The organism is Bradyrhizobium sp. S3.7.6 (assembly GCF_054061875.1).
Map to the genome: position 1 here is coordinate 6,882,115 of NZ_JBSSEQ010000001.1, position 26,058 is coordinate 6,908,172.

6 protein-coding genes and 2 pseudogenes are annotated in these 26,058 nt (G+C 65.7%); 4 read left to right on the forward strand and 4 right to left on the reverse strand.

What is annotated here, in order from left to right:
• Window positions 1-4: 4 nt before the first annotated feature.
• Both ACVJ5M_RS33665 and ACVJ5M_RS33670 read right to left on the reverse strand, forming a co-directional pair.
• Window positions 5-17,036, reverse strand: a pseudogene (locus ACVJ5M_RS33665) (leukotoxin LktA family filamentous adhesin).
• 71 nt (window positions 17,037-17,107) lie between these two features.
• Window positions 17,108-17,863, reverse strand: a complete 756-nt coding sequence (locus tag ACVJ5M_RS33670; RefSeq protein ID WP_063986535.1) for a hypothetical protein — start codon at window positions 17,861-17,863, stop codon at window positions 17,108-17,110.
• 295 nt (window positions 17,864-18,158) lie between these two features.
• Between ACVJ5M_RS33670 and ACVJ5M_RS33675 the strand changes: the two genes are divergently transcribed.
• Together ACVJ5M_RS33675 and ACVJ5M_RS33680 are read left to right on the forward strand one after the other, a co-directional pair.
• A complete protein-coding gene (locus tag ACVJ5M_RS33675) occupies window positions 18,159-19,190 on the forward strand; it encodes an ABC transporter substrate-binding protein (RefSeq protein WP_063984444.1) in 1,032 nt (343 codons plus the stop codon).
• Window positions 19,187-21,929: pseudogene (locus tag ACVJ5M_RS33680) on the forward strand (ATP-binding protein). Before ACVJ5M_RS33675 ends, ACVJ5M_RS33680 begins: the two are co-directional and overlap by 4 nt.
• Here ACVJ5M_RS33680 and ACVJ5M_RS33685 read toward each other — a convergent pair.
• Window positions 21,874-22,779 carry a LysR family transcriptional regulator gene (locus tag ACVJ5M_RS33685; RefSeq protein WP_354099335.1) on the reverse strand — a complete coding sequence of 302 codons (906 nt, stop codon included), beginning with the start codon at window positions 22,777-22,779 and terminating at the stop codon, window positions 21,874-21,876. The pseudogene ACVJ5M_RS33680 and the gene ACVJ5M_RS33685 sit on opposite strands and share 56 nt — an antisense overlap.
• Window positions 22,780-22,908: 129 nt before the next feature.
• Between ACVJ5M_RS33685 and ACVJ5M_RS33690 the strand changes: the two genes are divergently transcribed.
• Both ACVJ5M_RS33690 and ACVJ5M_RS33695 read left to right on the forward strand, forming a co-directional pair.
• A complete protein-coding gene (locus tag ACVJ5M_RS33690) occupies window positions 22,909-23,847 on the forward strand; it encodes a ring-cleaving dioxygenase (protein ID WP_354099336.1) in 939 nt (312 codons plus the stop codon).
• A complete protein-coding gene (locus tag ACVJ5M_RS33695; RefSeq protein ID WP_063984448.1) occupies window positions 23,844-24,470 on the forward strand; it encodes an alpha/beta hydrolase in 627 nt (208 codons plus the stop codon). Before ACVJ5M_RS33690 ends, ACVJ5M_RS33695 begins: the two co-directional genes overlap by 4 nt.
• Window positions 24,471-24,528: 58 nt before the next feature.
• On the opposite strand, the gene ACVJ5M_RS33700 is transcribed toward ACVJ5M_RS33695, so the two are convergent.
• Window positions 24,529-25,707, reverse strand: a complete 1,179-nt coding sequence (locus ACVJ5M_RS33700) for a glycosyltransferase (RefSeq protein ID WP_346283409.1) — start codon at window positions 25,705-25,707, stop codon at window positions 24,529-24,531.
• Window positions 25,708-26,058: the final 351 nt, after the last annotated feature.

Below are 26,058 nucleotides of genomic sequence, written 5' to 3' on the forward strand. Positions count from 1 at the left end.
CTCGTTACCATGCCTGTGCGAGACGGCCAACGGACGGCTTCGCCGTCTCGACCGCCGCATCCTTCCAGCCCGGGCGACCCACGCGCTGCCCCTGACGGCGCAGCTTGCGCAGGTCGCTCAGTCCCTCGATGTTGACGGCGGGACCGGAGCCGATGGTCTCGACCGGACGCGGCGTCAGCAGCGCATCGAGCCGCGCCTGGCCGGAGAGACCGAGCAAATAGAACGTCCCGCCATCCTTCTTCGCGAGCCAGGTCTCGATGCTCTCCTTGCCCTCGCCGTCGACCGGGATGTTGCGCACCATGCTGGCGCCGGTGAAGTCGTAGCAGCAGGTGTGCGTCGGCCCGTAATTGGTGACGCTCGCCGAGACGTCGCCGGTGTAGAACACCACATAGGCGTTGCTGACATTGGCGTTGCCGACCTGGCTCATCGTGAACACGCCGCCCGGCTGGTAGAGCTGGAGCGTCGGCCCGTTGGTCGGCGCCAGCGTCCGGTTGTTCAGGAACACCTGCTGGGTGGCGGTGGTGAGCATGAGCTGGCCCGGGACATAGCCGTTCAGGATCGTGACCGCATGCGCGTCGGTCCAGAAGTTTGCGTCCACCACCCTGAACTGGTTGACGATGATGCTGTCCGGATCGATCGAGATGTTGGCGGATTTCGCGACGCCGCCGTTATAGCCGGTGATGTTCATGATCAGCGGGATCGCGGGATTCGAACGGATCTGCTCGCCCCTGACGTTGATCGTGTCTGCCGCCAGGTCGAGCTCCCTCACGACGCTGACCCAGTTGATCGTCAGGTCACCCGACGACGTCATCTTGACGATGTCGCCACTGATCCGGTCGAACGAGACCGATCCGGCCACATCGAAACGCGTCTCGCCGTTGGCGGTGATCGATCCGCCGCGGAGCGAGCCCGTGTCGGACTTGACGTAGAGGTCGCCGGCATCGCCCGGGATACCGGTCGTGGTAAGCTGGCTGAAGACGATATCGTTGACGGCATGCAGGGTCTGCGTGCCGCCGCTGATGGCGGTGCCAACGGTGATCCCTCCGGCCGTCGCGGTGACGTCGAGCGTGCCGCCCGCGCTAAGATTATCCCAACGAACGACGGTGCCGCTCAGGACTGCGTTGCCGGTCGTGGCCGTGAGGTTATGACCGGTGTTGGTCCCCGCCGCGATCAGCCTCGCCGAGCCATTGGCAGAGACCGAGCCGAGCGTCGGCACGCCGCCTGACATCACCGTCTGCGCGAGGATGAAGCCGTTGTCCGCGTTGACGTTGATGCTGCCGGCGTCGCCGTTGATGCCCGTCGTCGTCAGCGCGTTGAACGTCACGTTGTCATGGGCGTGGATGGTCTGCGTGCCGCCGCTCTGCGCGGTCTGGAACGTGATGCTGCCCTGGCTTGACGTCACGCCCAGCGTCGTGCCGACATTGAGGACATTCCAGTTGACCGGACCGCTCGCGGTCAGCAGGCCCGAGCCGGTCGTGGCGGCGAGCGTGTTACCGGTGATGGTCGTGGCCGCAAGCAGCGTCGCCGAGCCGTTGGCCGAGACCGAGCCCTGGCTCGTCACGCCGCCAGACGTCACCGTCTGCGCCAGGATGAAGCCGTTGTCGGCGGTGACGTTGATGCTGCCGGCATCGCCGGTGATGCCGGTCGTCGTCAGCGCATTGAACGTCACATTGTCATGGGCGCGGATGGTCTGCGTGCCGCCGCTCTGCGCGGTCTTGAAGGTGATGCTGCCCTGGCTTGCCGTCGCGCCCAGCGTCGTCCCGGCGTTGAGCGTGTTCCAGTCGATCGGGCCGGTCGCGGTCAGCACGGCCGAGCCGGTCGTGGTGGCGAGCGTGTTGCCGGTGACGGTCGTCGCCGCGAGCAGCGTCGCCGAGCCGTGGGCCGAGACCGAGCCCAGCGTGGTCACGCCGCCCGACGTCACCGTCTGCGCCAGGATGAAGCCGTTGTCGGCGGTGACGTTGATGTTGCCGACGTCGCCGGCATTTCCGGTCGTCGTCAGCGACTTGAACGTCACATTCTGGGTCGCGTGGACCGTCTGCGAGCCGCTGCTGTCGGCGGTCCCGATGACGATGCTGCCGTTGTTCGCGACGGCAGTGAAGCTGCCGCTCGCGCCGGTCGCCGTGCCCGCCAGCACCTGGTCGAGCGTCAGCGCGCCGGTGCCGATGATGTCCACGTTGCCCTTCACCGCGGAGAGCAGGCTCGCCTCGGTGTCGGTCAGCGCCTTCAGGTGGATGCCCCCGGCGCTCGCGCTCGCCGACAATTGTACGGCGTTGAAGGCGAGCCGGCTCGTGGCACCTCCGATACCGTTCGATGCACTCAGCGACAGCTCGGCGCCCGCGCCGGATGCGACGAACTTGGTCTGGCCGTCGCCATTGTCGATGATCGCGCCCAGCGAAGCCACGCCACCGGCAGTGACGATGATCGAGGGCGCGTTCGAAGCCGCCGCATAGGACAGCGACGAATTCAGCTGGCCGATCGTCGTATCGCCCGTGGTGGTCACCGAGATCAACCCGGCCGCGTTGATGGCCGAATAGGCGCCCATCGTCAGCGTCGCGGCAACCAGGGTGACGCCGTCCGAGCTGCTGGCCGCAACCACCGGCGCAGCGCTGGTGCCAGCCCCGAAATTCATGCCGCGGTTGGCGAGCAGCTGCATCAGGCCGCCGCTGGTGATGTCGGCATTGACGGTGAGCCCGCCGCGCGCAGCGTTGAGGGTCAGCGCGCCGCCGGCCGTCAGCGTCCCATAGGTGCCGCTGGTGCCGACCATGAGATCGCCAGTGACGGCGAGGATGCTGAGGTCGCCGACCGCAGAGCCGGTCACCGCGCCGGAGATATTCACCTGCAGCGGCTGGAAGGTCGAGCCGTTGAAGCCGATGTTGCCGCCGGCGCGCAGATCGAGGTCGGCGCCCAGGATGTGGATCGCCGTACGATCGGTGAAGCCGGCCTCGGCATAGATGCTGCCGGTCGCGGCGAGCTGGATCGCATTGCCGGCGGCGATGTTGCCGAGAATGAGATCGCCGGTGGTCTGCTTCAGGTAGATGCCCTGCGCCGACGAGACCTGGTCGAGCTGGTCGTTGGACGGATCTGCGAACGCGATCTGGAGCGCGTTCGTATTGCTCGCGGGGTTGCTTCCGGCGGTCCCCGAGGGGGCACCGACATTGCCGTGCTCGGCGATCAGGGTCAGGTTGCCGATATCGCCTGATATCACGGCCCCGCTTGCGTTGGCGGAGATGCTGTTGACGGCGTCGAGCTTGACGTCGCCGCGGCCGGTCACCTCGATGCCGTTGGCCTGCGCGGCCGCGATCGGGCCGTAATTCGCGGTGACGCCGCCGAGCGCGAGGCTGTTCTTGCTGCCGAGATAGATATTCGTCAGCGCCTTGGCCGAGATCGCGATCGGGTTGTCGACGACGACGAGGTTCTGCTGCGACAGGCTGACCGTATAGGTCGTGACATGGGTCGTCGGGTCCGTGACCGCGCCGACGGTGAGCTGGCCGGGACCGGCGGTGGCGAGCAATCCCCTCTGCTCCGGCGTCAGCGACGAGGAATCGACGCTGGTGAAGGAGAACGTCTGGGGCGCTGCCGAATTACCGACCGAGCCGCGCGGCGCGTAGAGCATGATCTGGTTGGCGCTGACATTGGCGACGACGTTCTCGTCGATCGGCGGCGGCGCCGCGCCGACGGCCGACGACGACACCGTGTAGGCGAGCTGGCTCTGCGTCCACTGCGAGCCCGCGGTGATGATGCTGTAGACCCGCTCGGTCGATGCGAGCGTGTAGCTGTAATTCACATTATAGGCGCCAAGCGCCGTCTGCAGCGCCGTATTGCTCGGCATGCGCTGATTGGCTGTCGCCACGCCGTCGAACAGCTTGGTGAACAGGGTCGACGACAGCGAGCTGCCGAACACGGTCCCCAGCGGATCTGTGGGCGCGCTGCCCAGCAACGTCGTCAGCGAGGTCCTGAGCTCGTCGGTGCTGATCTTGCCGAGCAGGAACTGGTCCCTCAGGAACCGCGTCGTGGCCTCGGTCTTCATCTGCGTCGTCGTGACGTTCGCGGGATCGATGCCGAGCTTGGCAGCCACCTGCGCCCGCAGCACCGTCTGCCCCACCGAGGTCGGGTTGTAGGTGCTGCCGTTCGGGAAGGCGATGTTCTTGAGCTGGAAGTAGTCGTTGTAGGCCGACGTCACCATCGACTGGTAGCTGTTGACGGCGTTGGTGGCGGCATTGCCGCTGAGCAGGTCGAGGCTCGCCTGAACGTCCTGAAGATGCTGGCTCTGCGCCTGGGTCAGACCAACCGCCGCCCGGCCGTTCAGGATGTTGGCCGGGTTGTTGTCGGAGCCCGCCGCCTCAAGGAAGACCGGGCCCACCGGTCGACTGGACCGTGCCGAGGCGCAAATCGCCCTTGGACTGGATGATGTAGGTGCCGGTGGCCGAGGCGCTGTCGAGAACACCACCATCGACGCTGCCGTTGGCCTGAATCGTCCCCGTCGCCTGGATCACCAGCGGATTGATGTTGGTCAGGGTGGATGCACCATTGACGACGGCGCTCTTCGCGCCGATCGCACCGGAGGTGGAGTTGATCTCGATGTTCTTGCCGATCACGACGGGATTGGCGACGTTGTAGGCGGACGCCGAGTTGATGTCGCCGGTCGCCGAGAGGAAGACGCTGCCCTGCGGCGTCGCGCCTGCCGAGTTCACCTTCACCTGGTTGATCGACAGCGCGCCGATGGCCGAGATCGCGATGTCGCGGTCGATCGAGCTCGCGGTCAGGCTGCCGCCATAGAGCTGCACCTGGACGGGCGCCTTGGTGGTGCCGAGCGTGCCGATACCGCCGTCACCCCGAAGCGTCACGCTCGTCCCCGAGATCACCGGGTTGTTGGCATTGGCGGCGACCGTGATGGACGAGTTGGCGCCGGTGGCGGCAAGCGTCGTCGTGCCCTGCTGGTTGTTGATCGACCCGTTGATGACGATGCCCGAGGTCGAATTGACCACGACGTCGCTGCTACTGCCGCCGATGAACTTGATGTTGATCGGGTTCGACGCCTTGACCGTGTTGGTCAGCGTGAGCGTCAGGTGATCATAGATCGCCTGGTACCAGTTGTACTGGGCGTCCGCGCCGCAGCACGCGTTGGAATGGGTGTTGAGTCCAACGGGGCTCCCATCCGGGTTCACGCCTCCCGCCCAGTGATAGCTGCCTGTGGCGGTGGTGACTTTCTGATAGTTGCTGCTCTGCGTGCCTGAAACCAGGTTGGTCGAGCGGGTCCAGTTCTCGCCGGTGACCTGATTGGGCGTGAAGCTCCAGCCGTAGTCGAACTGCGTGCTGGTGGGTAGACGATCCAGCGTCGCGGTGTCGACCCATTGATAGAGCATGTTCTCCTGCGTCCGGTACTGGACGCCCGCCGTACCGGTCCTGGCCGTAAGCATCGACGGGTCGATCGCGGCCGCAGTGACACTGTTGGTCTCGTACCGCGACACCTGCTGACTGCTTGCAGCCTTGGGATCGTAAACCCACCACGTCGTCTTCCCCTTGAGCTGGTCGACGATCTCGACCACGCTCTGGGCAGTGACGCTGGTATTGATGGTGTTGGTGACCAGCTGGAGCCCGCTGGTGTTGTTGACGGTGACCGTGCCGGCGCCGCCTTTGATCTCGATGTTACCCTGGGTCTGGGTGCTGTCGGTCGAGGTCGAGATGATCTTGCCGTTGAGGTAGACGTAGCCGCCGGCGCCCTGCGCCACGCCATTCAGGATGAGCTGGTCGGTGAGAGCGTTGTACCTGACCCCGATCTTGGCGTCGCCGCTGGCCGACGCCGTCACGGAGCCCGAGATGTCGTAATAGACGCCGTTCCGCGCATTGGCCTGGGCCGCGGCAAAATCCGCGCCGCCGTTGCGGTTCTTGAGGCCGTTGCTGCCGTAGATGGCATCGTACGCCGCGGCGCCGATGTCGACCGAGTAATTGCTGCTCGAGCCGGCCTGGATGGTGCCGTTGATGTTGATCACCGACGCCGAGATGATGACCGCCTGGCCGCTGATGGTCCGGGTGGCAGTCGCGGTGGCCGGCGCGTCCGCGGTCTTCGGCGTGATCGCATCCGGCTGGATGTTGATCACCTGGAAGAAGCCCGAGCTGTCGCAGGCTGACGCACAGTTGAACGGCGTCTTGTACGGACCGCTATCGGTGTAGACGTTGCGGCCGTCATAAGTCGTTTTCTTCCACTGCGCGAGCACGACATTGGACGAGTCCTGCGACTGCCCCTCGATGATCTTGAGGGTCGCGATGTCAGGCACGCTGCCGGCATCGGGAGTGCTGGTGTTCCCAGGCGTACCCCTGCCCACCGGCAGGAAGATCGATGAATAGAGCGAGGTGCCGTCGTAATACGTCATCAGCATGCGCGCGGTGAAGATCGTGCTGGCGTCGGCGTTGCCGACGGGTTGATACACGCCGTGGCTGCCGTCGGTGCAGCAGTAATAGAAATAGGGGTGATCGGTTCCCGAAGCGATATGCGGAGCGGTATAGTAGTCGCCGTAGGCGCCGAGATAGGTCGCCGCCGTCATCACCGCGGTCAGCGTGTCTTCCGGCCTGTTTTCAGTGGTGGCCCATTGCGAGGTGACCGCGCTGCCGCTGTCGTAGAAGCTCCCGATACCGCCGAGGAAGGTGAAGGTGCCTTTGGGCACCACGATCTGGACGGTCGCGGCACTGAGCGACTGCGATGCGACGACGCTGCCGAGATTGTTGATGATCTTGAGCAGGCCGTTCGCGTTGTTGACGGCGCCGTTGAAATAGATGTCGGGCGTGCGGGTCAGCACGTTGCCGCTCTGGTCGATGCCTTGACCGGAGTCAGGATCCAGGCGGTTGTAGGTGGCCGAGACGTCGATGACCGGCGTCGCGCTCGGCATCGCGGTGAAGGTCACATTGGAGTGCGAATCCGGGTCGACATGGTCGATCTGGCGGTAGGTGATGTTGCCTCCGGTCACATCTGTGACCGTGAGGTTGGCCAGGCTCATAAAGTCGAGGCCCTTGTTCTCGATCTTGATCAACGGCGAGCTGCGCGCGATGACCGCGGGCGCGGCCGGGTTCGTGCCGCTGTTGCCGGTGAGCTTCTGGGCCAGGATCGAGACGTTGCCGGCGGACACCATGATGTCGCCGAACGCGAAGGCGTTGCCGGGCGCGTCGGAGGTAAACGGCGCCTGCTTGATCAACGTGTCGATCTGGCGCTGCTTGTCGCCGGTCGGGTCGGTGCCGGTCGGCGACATGCTGGCAGGCGCCGTGGGCGTCGCCGCCGCGAGCTGGGAGCGGACCTGCGCCTCGGTCAAGCCGGTCAGCGACGCCAGCTGGTTGACCACCAGCTGGTAAGGATTGAAGTTGCCGACGACGGCATACTGGACCGTCTGATGGTTCCAGCTCATCACCGGGCTCAAGTGATTGACGTCAGAGACGAGCTCGAGGACCGACGAAGAGCCGTTTGTCAGCAGGGAATAGGGACTGGTCGTGCTCAGTGTCGGCGCGGTCGCACCGAGCTCGATCGTAATCGTCAAATCGTTATTGACGCCCGCCACCACCAAGCCGTTGAGCGCGACATCGCCGGTTCCGCTGGTGTGGCTGTGGTTGTCGCTGTTCTTGGCGCTGAAGATGTCCAGATACGGATTGTAGTTGCTGCCGTTTCCGGCCGCCGTGACCTGCCCTTGCGTTGCACCGAGATAGATGTCGCGCGCGCCGAGGATGCTCGAGGTGGGGGCCAGCGTTAGGCTCGTGGTGTCGTCGGCATTGGCCGTGCCGCGATAAAGCGTGGAGATCGGAACGGCGGTATTGTTGTAGACGACCGTCGTCGCCGTCGCCTGCACGCTGCTGAAGACGGTGCCGTCGCCGGCGAGGCCCGCGTAGATGGTGATGTCGCGCCAGGCCGCGATCTTCGCGTTGTCGCCGACATTGACGGACTGGTTGGCGTGGACCCAGCTGTTGGTGCTGGCGCCGACGCCCGCGATCGCGCCGTAGAGGCTGGCATTGGCGTTGTTCGCCGCCGCCATCTTCGCGGCCGTGCCGATATAGATCTTGCCCACGCTGAACAGCTCGCGGGCATTGATGTTGACCGCGAGCGTGGCGTTCGCCGTCATGTTGGATTCGGCGCCGCCGCCGGCGAAGAAGCTGGCCGTGGCGAGGCTCGCCGTATCGTTGGTGTTCAGCGTGTTGTAGGCCTCGATATTGATGAACGCCGCCGACGTCCGCGGATCGCCGTTGAGGCTCAGCACCGTGCTGGCGCCGATATTGGTGGTGACGGTCTGGGTGACGTGGGAGTCACTGAGCGCAGCAGCCCCCGAGAACGAGCCGCCTGAGCCCGAACGTGCGCCGCCGCCGCCCTGGGTGACGATGTCGTTGGAGATGACGACCATGTTGCCGCCCGCCGAATTGATGATCAGGTGGGTTCCGATCTCGGCAGTGGTGGTCGAGTCGACGTCGTTCTGCGCCTTGCCGGCGGAGACACCGGCCGTCGAGGCCTGATAGGCGTCGCCGCTGGCGGCGTAATTCGTGGTGTGCTTGGCATTGATGCGGAGGCCGCCGAAGTAGAGCGTGTCGTCCGTCGCGCCACCGTCGAACCGTGCGTTGGTCACGGCGGTCGAGCTGGTCGTCGCGACCGCCGCCGCGCCGGCATAGGTGCCGCCCGCGCCGACCGTCGCGTTGGACACGTTGGTGTCCGTGCCGGTGGCCGTGATCCGGAGGATGCCCGTGTAATTGCTGTGATTGAGATTATCCATATCGGCGGGCGCACCCAGATAGGCATAGGTGTGCGCGTTCGACGACGTTTGCGCGACCGTCGCACCGAGCGCCAGGAAGCCGCTCGAAAGGCCCGTCCCCTCGGCGTATTGGGCGCTGTCGTTCTCGGCCGCGATGGTGACGTCGGCGTTGGGAAGCCGGATCCCCGTCCCGCCATAGGCGCTCACCGTCGCGTTCTCGGACGCCACGGCAAGGCTGCCCTGTGCGCCGATCAGCGAGCCGCCGCCGCCGGCGAGCGCCTTGGCCCACGTCGTGGTGCCGACGGTCGGAACCAGCGCCATGGCGGTTACCGCGAGCGCACCGCCCGAGAAGCTGACGTTGTCGCCGACATCGGCCGTAACCGTGGCGCCGACCGTGGACTTGGCGATGGCGACGCCGACGGCACCGCCACCGACCGAGACGCCGATTGCCTCGCTCGACAGGTTGGGCGCGATCGACGCCGACACCAGCGTGCCGACGCCGGCCGCCGACGTCGTGATCGAGGCACTGCTGCCGATCTCCGCCAACACGGACGAGTTCTCGTGGGCCTCCGCATCCGCACCGACGCCCGCGACGATGCCGCCGCCAAGTGCTGTGGACGTCGTGGTCAAGGTGCCGGCGCCGCTTGCTCCAACTGCCAGAGTCGTGACGTTGACGGTGGAGCCGTTCAGAACCCTCGCAGCGACCGAGCTCGTTCGGCTTGCCGACGCGACCGAAGTGCCGACAGCCACGGCGCCGCCGGTGACGCCGCCGGTGAAGACCACCTGGGTCGTCGAATCCTGCGCCATGACGGCGGCGCCAGTGCCGGTGCCGCCCGTGCCGGTGATCTGGCCGCCAAGCATCGCCACCACGGAGTTGCTGACATTGCCGACCGCGACAGCCGCATCGGCGCCGAAGTAGAGCGCCGCACCGCCGGCGATCGCCTCGGTGTCGATGGTCTTGCCGGCATAAGGTCCGGTGGTCGCGTCCTTGACCACCGCCGCAACGGTGACAATCGGTGCCGAGATGGCCAAAGGCGTATCTGCGGCCACCAGCACGCCGGAGCCGTTGCGTCCGTAGTCACTCAGATTGGCGAGCACGGTGCTGTTGACGCTGGTGTAGCCAATGCCGGCCCCGATGCCGACATTTTTCGCAAAGCCGGCGCCGAGCAGATACATCTTGGCCGCATTGGCGCTGGTGGCAGTGACATTGACCTGCGTGCCCGTGACGTTGCCGCCAGCGATCTGCGCGACGACGGCGTCGTTGCCGCCGCTCAGCACGCTGCTGACGTCGTAGGTCGAGCTGACGTTGGCATTGTTCGGATTGCCGGCCGTGCCGCTGGCGACCGCGTTGCTGCCTTGCGTGTGGTTGGTGCCGTTGTTCACGGACGCGATGGTGCCGTTGTTGCCCTGATTGAGCTGGCCGGTCTGCTGGCCCTGGGTGTCCGCATCGGCGGTGTTGGTGCCGATGATGATGACTCCGACCGTCGCGCCGATACCGACGCTGCCGCCGATGCCCGCGGTGACCGCGTAGGACAGCACCTCCTTGGTGCTGAGCGCATTGACGTTGATCGCGCCAGCCGAGTTCAGATTACTGTTGCGGCTTTCTGCAATGGTCTGGCTCTTGAAGCTGATGACGTTGGCGGCGGCGCCGATGCCGACCCCTGCCCCGCTGGCGCCAACCGCGAGCGCCCCCGCGATCTCCTTGATCGCCACGTCCTCGGTCGCGTTGATGGTGACCGCGCCGGCCGCACCGCCCGTCACCGATTGTAACGTGGTGTCGTAGACGCCGGCGATGGTGGTGTTGTTGGCGATCTCGATGTTCGCCATGCCGGCGATCGCCGCCGTGCCGGTCGAGAGCGCACCGCCGATCGCATAGGCCTCGAAGCGATTCTTGGTGGTGGCCTCGACGTCGAGCGCGCCGCTCAGATTGAGCGCGGTCGTGTGTGCGGCGCCATTGCCCTGATAGTGGAATTCGTCGCCGACATAGGCCTCGGTCCGGTTCGAAGAGACCTGGACCAGGAACGCCGCGCCGATCGCGGCCTGGCTGCCATAGGCCCCGGAGCCGTTCGCGGAGAAGATGCCGGTGTTGTTGGTGGCGTTCACCGTCAGCGATGCGGCCGTCAGCGCGCCACCATCGACATAGGCTTCCGTCGTCGCCTGGAAGACGTTCAACCCGACCGAGCCAGTGTTGAAGCCGATCGCGATCGAGGACGCGTCCTGCTCGGCATTGGCCTTCACGGTGACGGCGCCGACCGTCGCGCTCGACGACTGCACGCCGCCGACAGTCGAATTGGTGATGTAGGCGAACGTTCCGCGCTGCATCGTGGTGCTGATGATAGTGGCACCGCCGCCGCCGTTGCCGGTCGGAGCCACGATGCCGGCACCGAACGCGCCGGAATAGGAGAAACTCGACGCGGCAACCTCGATCTGCGGCGCCAGCGTCGACGAGGTCAGGCGTGTGTCGATGGAAGCACTGTCGATATAGGCCCTGGTCTCCCCGCTCATCACGTTGGTGATCGGGTTGATCATGATGGCGATGCCGCTGCTCGCGGCGACCGACGCGACGTTGGTCACGACCGCCTGGTGCGAACTCGCGACCACGGCAAGGCCGCGCAGGATGTCCTGGTTCTCGGAGAGATCGGGCGTCGAGTCGGTCGGCGCGTGGGCGGCGCCGAGATCGAAGGCATGCACCAGCGTGCCGTTGTTGACCGACAGCGTATCGGTGGTGCTGGTCCCGAGCGCGTCGACCTTGGTGCTCGCCCCGCTGATATAGGCCGCCGTCGTCCCGGTAATCTGATTGGTGACCAGCGAGCCGGCACCGCCGGCAGCGCCCTTGCTGATCGACACGGCACCCGCAAACACGGCCGCCTTGTCGTTGTTGCCGGCGATCACCGCGACGTTGTTGGTCGCGGTGACGTCGGCGCCGTTGATCCCGTTGGTGCCGGCGGCGGTGATGCTGGCGGTGACGTTGGTGCCCATCAGATTGGTGGCGACCGAACCGGCCAGCCCGACCTGCGAGGACATCGCGATACCGACGGCGACGGTCGAGATGCTGGCGTTCGAGTTCGCACCGACCGCGACATTGCCCGAAGCGGTCAGCTTGGACCCGGTCACGCCAGCGCTGACGTTGTTGGCGATGCTGCTGTAGACGAGCGCAAGGCCCGCCGCGCTGCCCTGCGTCGAGGCGCCCGCGACGGCGGCAGTTCCGATAATGCTGGAATTGTCGGTCGCGTTGACTGAAATGTTGCGGGCCGTGACGGACGATTGCGTCGTGCTGGACAAATTGTTGCCGATGGCCGCCGAAACGGTGTTGGCGATCGAGCTGATCGTGGTGCCGCCGACGCCGGCGAACTGGCCGGTCGCAAGGCCGAAGCCGATCGTGACCGCCTGGATCTTGGAGGAATCCACCGCGCTCACGCTGACATTGCCGTTGCTGCCGGCCGTCATCAGGACGTTGGCGATATAGGCCGAATGCGTGGTCGCGATCGTGTTGTAGACGATCGAGGCGCCGACATTGTTCTTGCCGGCCTGGATGAGGCCCGCAACGGAGACGATGCTGGCGCCCGGACCGTTCCCCGTGCCGTCGTTGAGCGCAGCCGCGCTGAAGTCGATGCAGTTCTGCCCGCCCGTGCCACCGGCGACCGTGCAGGTATCCGACGCGAGAAGATTGTTGTTCGACTTCTTGACGAGGTTGCCGAGCGCAGTGTCGAGCGCCGACACCGCGCCGCTGTCCGCCAGCACCGTCACGCGGCCGACATTGATGCTCACCGTCGAGCCGCTGTTGATATAGGCTGTCGTGGTCGGCGTGATCTCGCTGACGACGATCGCGCCGGCAAGTCCGTTGGCGCTGGCCCCGCCCCCGCCTGAGGCCGCACCGGCCGCAATCACGCTGGCGCTGTCGGCCATCACCAACAGGGTGTCGTAATTCGAGATCGCCGTGCTGCGGATATGCGCATCGGTCGCGTTTCCGCCCGTGGGATCGGCGATCGAGGCATAGGTCAGCCCGATGCCGACGCCGGCCTGACCGCCCGAAATATAGAGCGAGCCGCCGCCGATCGCGATGTTCGTGGTCTGGTAGGCGTCGACCTCGAGCGCGCGATTGACGCCGCTCGCCTGCCCCGTGATCGTCGAGCTCTCGATATAGGCGTTGGCGCTGTCGGTGATGATGCCGACCGAGGCCGACAGCGACGCCGCGTTGGATTTCGATCCCGCCACGCCGATGGCGACGACGGTCTCCGAGCCGCCATTGAGCGCCTGCACCGTCACCGAACTCTGGTTGTTCATGGTGGTGCCGTAGATATAGGCGAGCGTCGCATTGTTCGACATCGCCGCCGCGATCGCGCCGCCGATCGCAGCCCCCGTGGCGGACCCTCCGGCCAGATTGAGCGCCGCCGAGCCCGAACCATTGTTGAGCATGGTGTCGTTCAGCGCCTGAACGATCGTGTTGGTCAGCACGGCGCCGGTCGTGGTGTACTTGTTGACCGTCGTGTTCCTGATATAGGCGCTTGTGCGGAGCGAGACGTCGCTCACCGACGAGCTGCCGGCGAGATCGAGGCTGAAGCCGCTGGTGCTCGATCCCGAGGTCGAACCGATCTTGCCCGCCGCCGTCGTCACGCCGGCTGCGCCTCCGGTCGAGGCGGCGCCGGCAGCGCCTGCCTTGTCGGAGAAGCTGGACGATGCCGGATCGGAGACGGCTGCTGCGACGGCGGCCGCGGTGATGCGTCCCGAAGTGGTCGCGCTGAGTGTCAGATTGTCGACATTGACCGCCCCGCTTCCGCCGCTGGTGCCGGCGAACGGATCGTTGGCGCTGAACACGCCGGGCCGGATGTCGGAATGGTTGTCGCCGATATAGGCGGAGGTGTCGGTGTTTGCGCCGAGATAGGCGACCGACAAGCCGACCGCCGAACCGCCGCTCCCGTTATAGCTCATCGCGCCGGACAGCGTCACGACCGACAGATCCTGCTGCGCCAGAATGCCGACGGTCGGGGCATAGACGGTGGCCTGGCTCGAGATCGACGCGTGCGTCGAGTTGTTCAGGAAACCGAGCGAAGTGATGCCGTTCAGCGCCAGCGTGCCGGCAGCCTTGCCGGACGACGGTGCGACAGCGACGAACCGGTCGGAAGTGATCGCGTTGACGGCGATGTCGTCCGCCGCACGCAGCGTCGCACGGTCCGAAACGCCGGCGATGGTATTGGTGTTGAACTGGACGAGATTGAGCGCGCCGCCGACGGAGGAGCCGCCCGAGGTGTTGCCGAACAGGAAGCCGAGCGTGCCGACATTGCCGGCGGCGTCGATCGACGCCGTGGTCGTGGTGGCCGCGATCTGGAGGCTGGCGTTGTAGGTATGGACGTCGCCATTGTCCATCCCGACCGACCAGCCGGTGCCACTGCCGCAGGCCGCGGTCGCGCAGGTTGTCGTCAGGCTCGCGCTGCCGGCCACCCACGCCGTCGTGTTGTTGTTCACGACGAAATGGTTCAGCGAACCGGCGATGCCGATCGTGTCGCCAGCGTCCGCGGTGGCATTGGCGTAGCTGGTCAGGATGTTGCCGCCGACGCCGAGATTGCCGTTGAGGTGGCTCAGCACCGCGCCCAAACCATCCCACTTCAGCCAGGTGTTGGTGATCGGCAATTCGGTGGTGGCATCGACGGCGATATTCGCCGCGTTGACCAGGGTTCCGCCGCCGATATAGGCGTTCGAATTGTGGGTGAAATTGCCCCAGGCGACGGCCGCGCTGATCGCGGTGCTCTCGCCGGACACCGGGTCCTTCGTGATCGCGCTGGACGTCGCATTGCTGCGAACGCCGCGATCGATGACGTTGCTGGCGACGGCGACGTTGCCGCTGGCATAGATGCTCGGCGCGCCGCCGCTCGGATTCTGCGCGATCGCAGCGGTTGCGCTCTGCGTGCTGTTGGCCAGCGAGAGCGCGCCTGCGACTTTGAAATCGAAGCTCAACGGCATCAGCGAGCCCATATGGTCCCTGATGATCGACGTCGGCGCGGTGACGGCACGCAGTCCTCTTTCGATTGCCGCGATCAGTGCCGGGAGGCCGGCGATGGACGAAGCCATCGTGGAATTGAGCGTGGTATCGGACGTCGCTTCGACCAGAACGGACCCGTTCATTCGGTTGTTGACATCGGTTCCGAGCGATGCGCCGAGCGTTGCGGTCGCGGATGTCGTGATGTCGCTGATGGCGAATGCCCCGCCGACGGCGCCGCTCGCCCCCGTCCCGGGTGCCGCCACCGACGTTGCGCTGGTCGAGAACGAGTTGTTGTTAATCGCGCGCACCTTCAGGGTGCTGCCGCTCGTGTTCACCGTGCCGGCAGCAATATGCGCGCCGGTCGCGACGTTTGCGGTCGTCGTCACCGATCCCGTGGAATAGGCCACCGTCGGGACAATCTGCGCACTCGTCGACGCCGCGAGGGCCGAGATGGCGATGGTCGCATCATTGAGCGCCTTGATCTCGAGGTTGCCGCCGGCGTTGACCGTCGCGCCCGAGGCCACGTTGGTCGTGGCAGTGCCGTCGATCTTGCCGACGACCACGCCGGCCGCGACCGGCGTGAGGCTGCCGAGCAAGGTGGAGGCGACCGCCGGATCCGACGCGGTCTCCGTGGCGTGTGCGGAAATGGTCACATCGCCGCGCCCGTTGATGTCGGCATGGCTGTTGATGTTGATGGTCGCCGTGGCGCTCGCCGCGACATAGCCGCCATTGAGCCCGAGCAGCGAGGCGGCAAGCGTCGAGCCGACAAGCGCGAAATCACCGGCCACCGAACCGTTCAGGAAACTCGACACGGCCGTCGAGGTCGCGCTGATCGAGACGATGCCGCCGGTAATCTTGCCGTCGACCGTGATCGACGTCGCGGCGGTGGCCTGGCCGGACAGCTTGATGTCGCTCGCCGTTGCCCTCAGCGTCACGTTGCCGTCGGCGTAGGTGGTCCCGCCGAAGTTGACCGACTGGGCCAGGATCTGCGCGCCATTCATGATCTCGATGTTCGGCGCGTCGATGATGACGTTGTTGGCGTTGCCGGTCGAATGGCCGGAGCCATCGAGACGGCGGGCATCGATCATCGCATGCGCAGCGAGCGTGATGGAATGATCGGCCTGGATGAGGTAGTCGGCACCGGCGCTGAGCCCGGCGAGCGCATTCACGATGGAGCTGTTCGACAGCGTCACGCCGGTGTCGCCCTGAGCGGCATCACCCACGACCACGTCGGTCGGGTCGATCAGCAGCGTGCCGGCCTTGCCGTTGTCCGCACTGAGGTCGACCTTGATGCCTTTCCCAATGTCGATGATCCCGTTCGCGCTGAAGTCGACGAGACCGGCATTGCCCGTCTTCGCGCTGGCATCGAACCTGGCGCCGCCCGCGACGGTCAGGTTCTGCGCCGCCTTCAGGCGGATCTCTCCGGCATTGCCGTTTGCGCTTGCGATGTTGAGATTGGCCTTCTTGCCGACATCGATGTTGTTGCCGGCCTGAACCGTGATGTTGCTCGGCGTCGCGCTCTTGCTTTGCGCGGTGAGACGCCCGTTGACCCTGGCATTGTTGACGGCGCCGATATGGATCGAGCCGTTGCTCACGGTAATCGCGCTGGCGCTGCGCAGGCCCTTGGAGTTGACGGAGGCTGCGAACTTCGCGGCGTGGTCGAGATTGGCGATGTCGCGCTGGGTGGCGCCGCCGACAAAGACGTTCTGCCCGGTCAGGCGCACGCCGTCGATCGCGTTGATGCGGCCATAGATACGGATGTTGCCGTCGGGCGAGACCGGAAACGACCCGGCCATCAGGTTGCCGACCGCCGACTGGTTGATCGCCCCGCCCGCGCCAATCAGGCTGTCGGTGAACTCGCGCGTCGGCGTCGAGACGTTGAGGCTGCCGACATTCACCGTGCCGCTGCGGCCGACCACGAACCCCTTGGGGTCGGCGAAATAGACGTTACCGCCGATCGCGCCGTTCATGTAGGAGTTCAGCGTGCCATTGACGTAGACCGGGGCGTCGCGAACGATGTTGACGAGGTTCTGCGTGCCGGTCGGCAGCTGCAGATTGACGGTGTTGCCCTGCCCGACGCTGAACTGCGAGAACGAGTTGAAGGCGTTGTTGCCCGAAATCGTCGACGTCGTGACGTTGGTCACGCTGCCGGAGGTTTGCAAGGACGTGCCCGTGCGCCCATCCGGGGTGATGACGTTCGCCGTCTGTGCCTGCAGGCGGACGCTGAACACCGGCAGGAAGACCATCTGCATCGCGCAGAGCAGCGACATCGAACGGAAGCGTGCCAGCCCCCGCAGCGTCGTCAGCCCGTCGTTGTGTCGCGTCGCAGATGGTCCGCGCATGTCATATCCTCTTCATCGGCATTGGCGCCGATCCACAACCGGGTGGGAGAATGTCGTGAGGTCGTCCGGCATCAGAACTGGCCGGGCGGCAGCTTGAAGATGTCGGGGCTCTTGGCGTCGGCCACGTAGAACAGCAGCAGGCTGGTCGGGGTCAGCACACGCTGGTTGTTCTCCTTGTTCTCGAACGTGCCCTGCAGAAGCAGGATCACCGAGCGATCCTTGGCGTCGCTGCCACGGAACATCACGATGCCGCCGGCGACGGGCATGTTCATCGCGATCGAATCGGGCTTGAAGCCTTCGCCCATGAAATGGGCGCGCAGGATGTTGGCGTTGGAGAACAGCTTCTCCGGCGTCATCGCCGTGTCGGTCCCTTTCGACCAGACCGCGCCGATCTGGATCAGCGACTTGGACTTGTAGCCGAACACATAAGAGAGCTCGGCAGTCCCGCCGTTCGGCAGCAGCTCGGGAACGGAGAGCAGCAGGCTGTGCGTCAGCTCGGACGCGTTGTCCTGCGCCCTGATCGCGTCGGGCTTGGCGCTGAAGTCCTTGGTCATCGCCGCGCGCACGTCGGATTCGTTCATGCCGAATTTGGCGGAGCGGAAGCCGTCGATCGCCTTGGCCGTCTTGTCGTCCGCACCGGCGGTCGGCGTCTCGGTCGCAGCAGCGACCGGCGCACCGGCGGCGGCAGCCGGCGGCGCACCGGCAGCGGCGGCTCTGGGTGCCGGCGCAGCCTTCTGCTTCGGCACTACTCCCTGAGCCGCGAGCGGCCCGGCTGCAACTGAGGTCAGCAGGCCCACGAGGGCCGGAAGAAGATAGATTTTGCGCATCGACAACCTTCGAAACAAACCTGAAACAACGCTTCAAAAAATCAGCCGCTCAGAAATCGACTTCTCCGAACCGTCGTCTCAACGAGACGGAAAATGTTGCAACGCCACAATGCGTTGCAGATCGTCACGGAGCAGACAAAGCTCGAAACAGCGACTCTTTGGCGGGGTAGGAATACGGTATCGGACTGCCGAATGCTGCGAATGAACATTCATAAGCGCATTTTTTCATCAATTGTGGACACCGCCCTTTCGCGTTAAGCATCCGGTTGGGACAGACCATCGTGCAAAGAATTCCATGACCGAACGGCCTTCCGCGTTCGCGCTCGATCGCCGCGGCTTCATTCGCCTCGCAGGCACAACCGCTGCAGGCTGGATTGCGCTCGGCGCAACGTCAGATCGCATGCGGATCGTTGCCTCGCTGACGGGATTGCCGCTCGACGACGAACTGACCAGACGGAGCATGACCGACAGCCCGACCTCCCGCCTGGGTGGTCTCATCGTCGGCTTGAGACAGCGAGGCTGGGTCGAGGGCGTCAACTTCCGCCTCGAACTTCGTTCGACCTTCGGCGGACCGGACAAGCTCAAGACCGCGGTCCAGGAGTTGCTCGAGCTCAAGCCGGACGTGATCCTGACCGGCTCGACCATCGAAACCGCCGCAGTCTTTGCCGCCACCAAAACCATCCCGATCGTTTTCGCGACCGCCAACGATCCGGTCGGCAACGGCTTCGTCGAAAGCCTCGCGCATCCCGGCGGCAACGTCACCGGCTTCACCAACAGCACCGCCGAAATGGGCGGCAAATGGCTTCAGCTCATCCGCGAGGCGGTGCCGGATCTCGCGCGCGTCGGCGTCCTCTTCAACCCGACGACCACGCCTCGCGCCGGGCGCTTCTTCCTCGACTCGATCGAGCGGGAGGCCGCGACCTCAGGGGTGTCCGTGACCCCCGCGCCCGTCAACGCGCCAACGGACATCGACGAAACCATCAGGCGCTTTTCCGAACCGCCCAAGGCGGCGCTGGTTGCGCTGGTCGACAGCTTCCTCGTGGTCCACCGTCAGGCGGTCGTGGCGGCGGCGGCCAAGCATCGCGTCCCCACGATCTATCCGTTCCATTATTTCATGGATGCGGGCGGACTGATGAGCTACGGGCCGACGCTGGAGGTGCGCTCGGCCGATTACGTCGATCTCATCCTGCGCGGCACCAAGGCCGGGGATCTTCCGGTGCAATCGCCGCGGAAATACGAACTCCTGATCAACCGCACGGTCGCCCGCTCGCTCGGATTGAACATTCCCTTCACGCTGCTGGCGCGCGCCGACGAGATCCGCGAGTGAACGAGGCGATCGACCAGGGACATTTGCGGACGCCCCCGGGCCGGTTGTTCCGAAAATATCTCTACTCGATCGTCGCCCTCGCCTTTGCCGCGCTCGCCATCAACACCGGCTTCGACGTCTGGTTCTCCTATCGCGAGCAGAAGCAGCTTCTCGCGGCGACCCAGCGCGAGCAGGCAGCAAGCGCGGCCATCCAGATCGGCCAGTTCATCGGCCAGATCGAAAGCCAGATCAGATGGCTCTCGCGGCTGCCTCCGGAGCTGTCGAGCAACGAAGACGACCGCCTGAACGCCATCCGGCTCCTGCGCCTCTCGCCGGCGATCGCGGAAATTGCCGAGCTCGATTCGCAGGGCCGCGAGCAGGTGCGCGTGTCGCGCCGCGTCGCGGACAGGGTCGGCAGCAAGGCCGATCTCTCGGCCTCGCCGGCCTTCCGCGGTGCCAATGAAAGCCGGGCCTATTACGGGCCAGTGTACTTCCTCGGCGACACCGAGCCGTTCATGACGCTCGCCACGCGCGGGACCGGGCGGAATCCCAATGTGATCGTGGCCGACGTCAATCTGCGCTTCATCTGGGACCTCGTCGCCGGGATCAGGGTCGGCAACACCGGCAAGGCCTATGTGGTCGACCGCATGGGAGTCCTGATCGCGCATCCCGATCTGTGGCCGGCGCTGCAACGGACCGATCTCTCCGGGCATGCCGACGTGCGCGCCGCACTCGACGGCGTGGGGCCGCCTTCGGGCGGCCTGGTCAAGGGGGATCTGTCAGGCCAGCGCGTGCTCTCGACCTATGCGACGGTCCCCTCGCTCGGCTGGCTGGTGTTCGTCGAGCTTCCGCTCAGCGAGGCCTACGCTCCGATCTATGCATCGATCGGACGCGCGACGTTTCTCCTGGTCGTCCTGCTCGCCTGCGCGATCCTGGTGTCCCTCTGGCTGAGCCGGCGCATGACCGTGCCGATCCAGATCCTGACGCAGGGCGCGCGGCGGATCGGCAGCGGCGATCTCGGCCTGCGGCTCGCGATCAAGACCGGCGACGAGCTGGAAGCGCTCGGCGACCAGTTCAACCGGATGGCCGCTCACTTGCGCGACTCCTATGCGACGCTCGAGCGCAAGGTCGTCGAGCGGACCGCCGAACTCGAAAAGACCCGCGATCAGGCCCTGGCCGAGCATGACGCGGCCGGCCGAGCGCGCGCGCAGGGCCGCCGTGCTGGCCAACGAGACCAAGTCGCGCTTCCTCGCCGTCGTCAGCCACGAACTGCGCACGCCGCTGAACGGCGTCATGGGCGTGCTGCAGCTGCTCGACGACGGCAGCCTCGGCGAGGCCCAGCGCCGCCACCTCGCGACCGCGGAGGCATCGGGCGAAACGCTGATCGCGCTGGTCGATGCCATCCTGGAATATGCCCGCCTCGAGGCCAGCACCGAAACGCTGGAGACGCGCGACTTCCGCCTTCACCAGCTGATCGAGACCGCCGCGGAGCTGATGTGTCCGCAAGCCTTCGGCAAGGGCCTGACCTTCGACCTCGCCTGCGATGCGACGGTCGACACATCGGTGCACGGCGATCCGGTCAGGCTCAACCGCATCCTGCTCAATCTGATCGGCAATGCCATCAAGTTCACCCCGCACGGCGGAATTGCGCTCGCGGCGGCCGCCGAGCAACGCGACGATCATGTCCTGCTGCGCATCACCGTTCGCGATACCGGCATCGGCATTGCGCCCGACATGCACGAGCGCATCTTCGACGATTTCGTCCAGGCCGACGACAGCATCGCGCGGCGGTTCGGCGGCACCGGCCTCGGACTCGCGATCGCGCGCCGGCTCACGCGCCTGATGCGCGGCGAGCTGACGGTGGAGAGCACGCCGGGCGCGGGCAGCACGTTCACGCTTCAGGTGCCGCTCGGCCGCGCCGCAAGCGGCGTGGCGCAAGGCGCGGTCCCGCCGCCGTCGCGGCAGCTCCGCGTGCTGCTGGTCGACGACGATCCCGTCAATTGCGAGGTCGGCGAAGCCATTCTGAACCGGCTCGGCCATCGCGCGACGATCGCGAGAGACGGCGCTTCGGCCATTGCGCTCGCCCGCGATCAGGCGTTCGACATCATCCTGATGGACCTGCACATGCCCGACATGGACGGCGTCGAGGCGGCGTCGCGGATCGGCAAGCTCAATCTGCCGCGGATGCCGCGCATCATCGCCGTGACCGCCGACGTCTCCTCCAGCGCCCGCGAGCGGCTCGCAGGTGCCGGCATCGCCAAGGTCGTCAGCAAGCCGATCCTGATCAACGCGCTGCGCGAGGCGATCGAGGACGCCCCGGATGAGCCGGCCGCCGCGCAACTCGCTGCAGGCGCATTGATCGACCGGCATTTCCTCGACGACCAGCGCGAGCTGCTCGGCCCCGCGCAAATCGAAAAGCTCCATCATTTGCTGGGGGAGACCAGCGGCAAGCTGATCGCAGAAATCGCCAAAGCCGCCGCGGCCGGCGATCACGCGCAGTTGGCGCGGCTCACGCACCAGCTCGGCAGCGCCGCCGGCGCGCTCGGCCTCGTCCGCCTGTTCGAGCGCAGCCGCGAGATCGAGCTGGCGGCGCCCTCGATGTCGCCACCCGAATGCCAAAGCGCCGCGCGCGATCTCGCCGCACTTCGTGAGGCGTCGATGAGCGCGCTCGACGATCTGCTTCGGCCCGCCGAGCAGCGGTCGGTTACTGCACGCCCGCCTCCTCCTCGCGCGCAAACCGCTCCACCAGAAAATCGATGAACAGCCGCACCTTCACCGACAGATGCCGCGTCGGCGGATAGACCGCGTACAGCGCGAGCGGCGGTGCAGAATAGTCGTCCAGCACCGTACGCAGCTCGCCTCTCCTTAAAGCGTCCGCCGCGATGAACTCCGGCAGCAGCGCCAGCCCCCTGCCCTTGATCGCGACGTCGCGCAGCACTTCGGCATTGTTGACGCAGAGCGACCAGGCCGGCTGGATCCAGTGATCGCCGTCGCTGCCTGTGAGCTTCCACTGGTTGCCGGTGAGCAGGAAGCCATAGGTCAGCGAAGCGTGCTCACGCAGATCCTGCGGATGCTTTGGCGTGCCGTGACAAGCGAGATAATCCGGCGAGGCGCAGATCATGCGCGCCACCGGCATGATTTTTCGTGCGATCAAACTCGAAGATTCCAATTCCGCGATCCGCAACGTCACGTCAAAGCCGTCCTGCACGGGATCGAGCAGATCGTCGCTGAGCACGATCTGGAGCTGAAGCTCGCCATAGCGCGCCATGAAATCGGCCAGCACCGGTCCAAGCCGCATGGTGCCGAACGACATCGGCGCGTTGACCCGCAGCAATCCCCGCGGCGCCGACTGGGCCTGCGCCACCGCCTGGTCGGCGGCCTCGATCTCCGAGAGGATCACGACCGCGCGCTCGAAGTAGCGCTGGCCGTTCTCGGTCGGGCTGGCGTGGCGGGTGGTCCGGTTCAGGAGCTGGACGCCGAGGCTCTCTTCGAGGTCGGCGATGTATTTGCTGATCGCCGAGCGCGACAGCCGCAGCTGCCGGCCGGCTTCCGCAAAACTGCCGCTTTCGACCACCTTCACGAAGGCCCGGAGGCTGGCGACCTTATCCAAGGGCCGGCCCCGGCGATTGTTTCCAAATCGTAGACATAGACGTCATATTTGCATGGATTGTCTCCAATCCAAAGCGGAACGATATTTCCACCCAGAGCAAGACCGCTCCCCGACTTCTGGAGGACGACAATGTCTGGACTGCACCACGTCACCGCGATCGCCGGCGATCCCATCCGCAATTTCCGCTTCTACACCCGGGATCTCGGCCTGCGCTTCGTCAAGAAGACGGTCAATTTCGACGATCCCGGCACTTACCACTTCTATTACGGCGACGAGACCGGCCGCCCCGGCACGATCCTAACCTTCTTCCCCTGGGCCGGCGTGCCGGCCGGCCGCCGCGGCGTCGGCGAGACCCATCAGACCGCCTTCCGCGTGCCGCAGCGCTCGCTCGGCTACTGGACGCAGCGCTTCACCGAGAAGGGCATCGCCTACGAGGCGCTGGAGAAGCGTTTTGGCGAGTCCGTCCTGCCGTTCACCGACCCTGACGGCATGGCGCTCGCGCTTGTGGGTGTCCCCGGTGCCGAGGACGAGCCCGGCTGGAGCAATGGCGACGTCCCGGCCGAGCACGCGATCCGCGGCTTCCATGGCGTGACCTTGCTGCTCGACAGCGCGGCGAAGACGGCTTCCGTGCTCACCGACGTGTTCGGCTTCAAGGAGACCGGACGCGAGGGCTCGGTGATCCGCTTCAAGGCGCCGGGCGATGCCGAAGGTAGCGTCGTCGACATCTACGAGGCCAAGGGCTTCTTGCGCGGACATCAGGGCGGCGGCTCCGTCCATCACATCGCCTTCCGCGCGGCCGATGACGCCGAGCAGGGCCGGATGGCGCAAAAGCTCGTGAGCAATCACGGCCTGCATCCGACCGAGCAGAGGGACCGCAACTACTTCCGCTCGATCTACTTCCGCGAACCAGGCGGGGTGCTGTTCGAAATCGCGACCGATATCCCCGGCTTCGCCGTCGATGAGCCCGTAGCAACCCTGGGACGTGATCTGAAGCTGCCGAGTTTCCTCGAAGCGCAGCGCAAGCAGATCGAAAATGTTCTGCCGAGCCTGGAAGAAAGCGCGTCATGACCGAGAGCACATTCATCCATCGTTTCGAGCCCGCGACCAACGCGGGCTCCCCTCCGCTGCTGCTGCTGCACGGCACCGGCGGTGATGAGAACGACCTGCTCGGGCTCGGCAAGATGATCTCGCCCGGCTCCGCGCTGCTCTCGCCGCGTGGCCGCGTGCTCGAGCACGGCATGCCGCGCTTCTTCCGCCGTCTCGCCGAGGGCGTGTTCGACGAGGACGACGTGCGCCGGCGCGCGCTGGAGCTCGGCGACTTCATCGCGGATGCGCGGAAGCAATACGGCATCGCCGCGCCTGTTGCGGTCGGCTTCTCCAACGGCGCCAACATCGCAGCCGCGCTGTTGCTGCTGAAGCCGGACGTCCTGGCCGGCGCGATCCTGCTGCGTGCCATGGTGCCGCTGTCGGATCCGCCGAAGGCGGAGCTTGGCGGCAAGCCGATTCTGCTGCTGTCCGGGCAGGCTGATCCGATCGTGCCAGCGAGCAATTCGGCAAAGCTTGCGGCGCTGTTGTCGGAAGCCGGCGCGCGTGTCGACCACAAGGTCCTGCCGGCAGGCCATCAATTGTCGCAGGCCGACGTGACGCTGGCCCGCAACTGGATCGGCAGCGTCGACGCCAAAGCGGCATGAACCAACGAGCGGCGCATCGTTTCACGAACGGTGTGCCGCCAATTCGCCTTGCGAACCGTCAGGCAGATTTTCGAAGCGGTTGATTCTTCGGTTGCGGTCTCGCCGCGCGGCCAATGGCGGCGATCGCCTCCATCTCGTCGACGAGGCCGGACCGATCGATATCGACTTTCATGGCCTCGCCGAGCAGACGGGCTGCCATCCTGAATTGCGGCTCCGCAATCAATCGGTTCACCGCCGCTGCAATTTCCGCTTCGGAGGCGGTTGGAGGCAATTGAAGCCCTGCCCCCTTCGCTTCGACGCGCGCGGCATTGGCAGCCTGGTCCCGACCCATCGGCAGGATGAGCAGCGGCAGTCCGTTGATGAGTGAACGCGTGGTCGTTCCGTGACCGCCTTGCGAGATCACCACGGAAACATCCTTCATGACGAGGTCATGGGGAGCGCCCCGGACCAAATGCACATTGTTCGGAGCCCTGAGATCGGCGACGTCGACATTGGGACCGGCTGTTGCAAGGGCATCGATCTCGACCGCCTCCATCGCTGTGATAATGCGCTGAAACAGTTCGCGCTGACCTTGCGCACCCGTGCTGCATGCGATCAGCCCGCGAGGACGACCCGACTGAGCCGACCATGGCGCTCGCCACGCCTCCATCTGCGAAGACTTGGACCAATTCGGTACATCGAGCAGCGGTCCGACGTAGCGAAAATTGTCGGGCAGCGAGTCAGCGTGAAAGTCGAACGCTCGACTGGTCGCGAGCAAAAGCCGGTTGGCCCGATCGAACAGATCGTAGACATCTGCCAGAAGCGGAAGACCCAGATCAGCACGCGCGCGGTTGAGACTTGGCAGAAACAGATTGAGTGTTTCGGCCAGCCTGGCATTGGCGGCGTCGACTTCGGCGCGCTCTTCCGGCGTTTTCGGTTGGCTCAACCCGCTGACAGCCGGCGGCATTCCCGGCAGGGGCCGAATGCTGACATGAGGGGACAGCAGAGCGAAAGGCACGCCTGACGCCTCCGCCCCGAGCGCAGCACCAAACAGCACGTCAAGCACGAGAACGGCATCCGTCGGCATACGGCCGATCTCATCCCGGACATCGGCCGCATAGAGCGCGGCAGGATCAAAGACGGCCTGGCGTAGAAAGTCTTTCACATCCGAGACGTCCACCGGATCCGCAGCCTTTCCGGTCGGGGCGCGGCGCCATGCTACAAATGCAAAGCCGGAGGCCTCGACTTCAGCGCGCATCGCCGGATCCGCCATCACCCGGATATGATGTCCATTCCGGTGCAGCCTCCGCGCCGCAGTCAGCAGCGGGCTCAAATTCCCGAGGGTTCCCCACGACGCCAGCAGAAAATTATAAGACATCGTAGAACCCTTTCGTCACGGTTGCGAATGCGCTGTCGCAAGCCATCCTGCGCGACCCAATGCAGGCTTCCGGACGGACGCGTGGCCGCGCTTGTGTCCGCGCGGCCACGCCAAGAATGAAGCGGCGCGCGCTACCGAACGATGTCTCCCCGGAGGGAGATGGTTACAGCTGTAAGGAGAGGAAGGCCGCTTATGGGCCAAGCGGACATTTGAGCTGATGGCCAGGTTCGC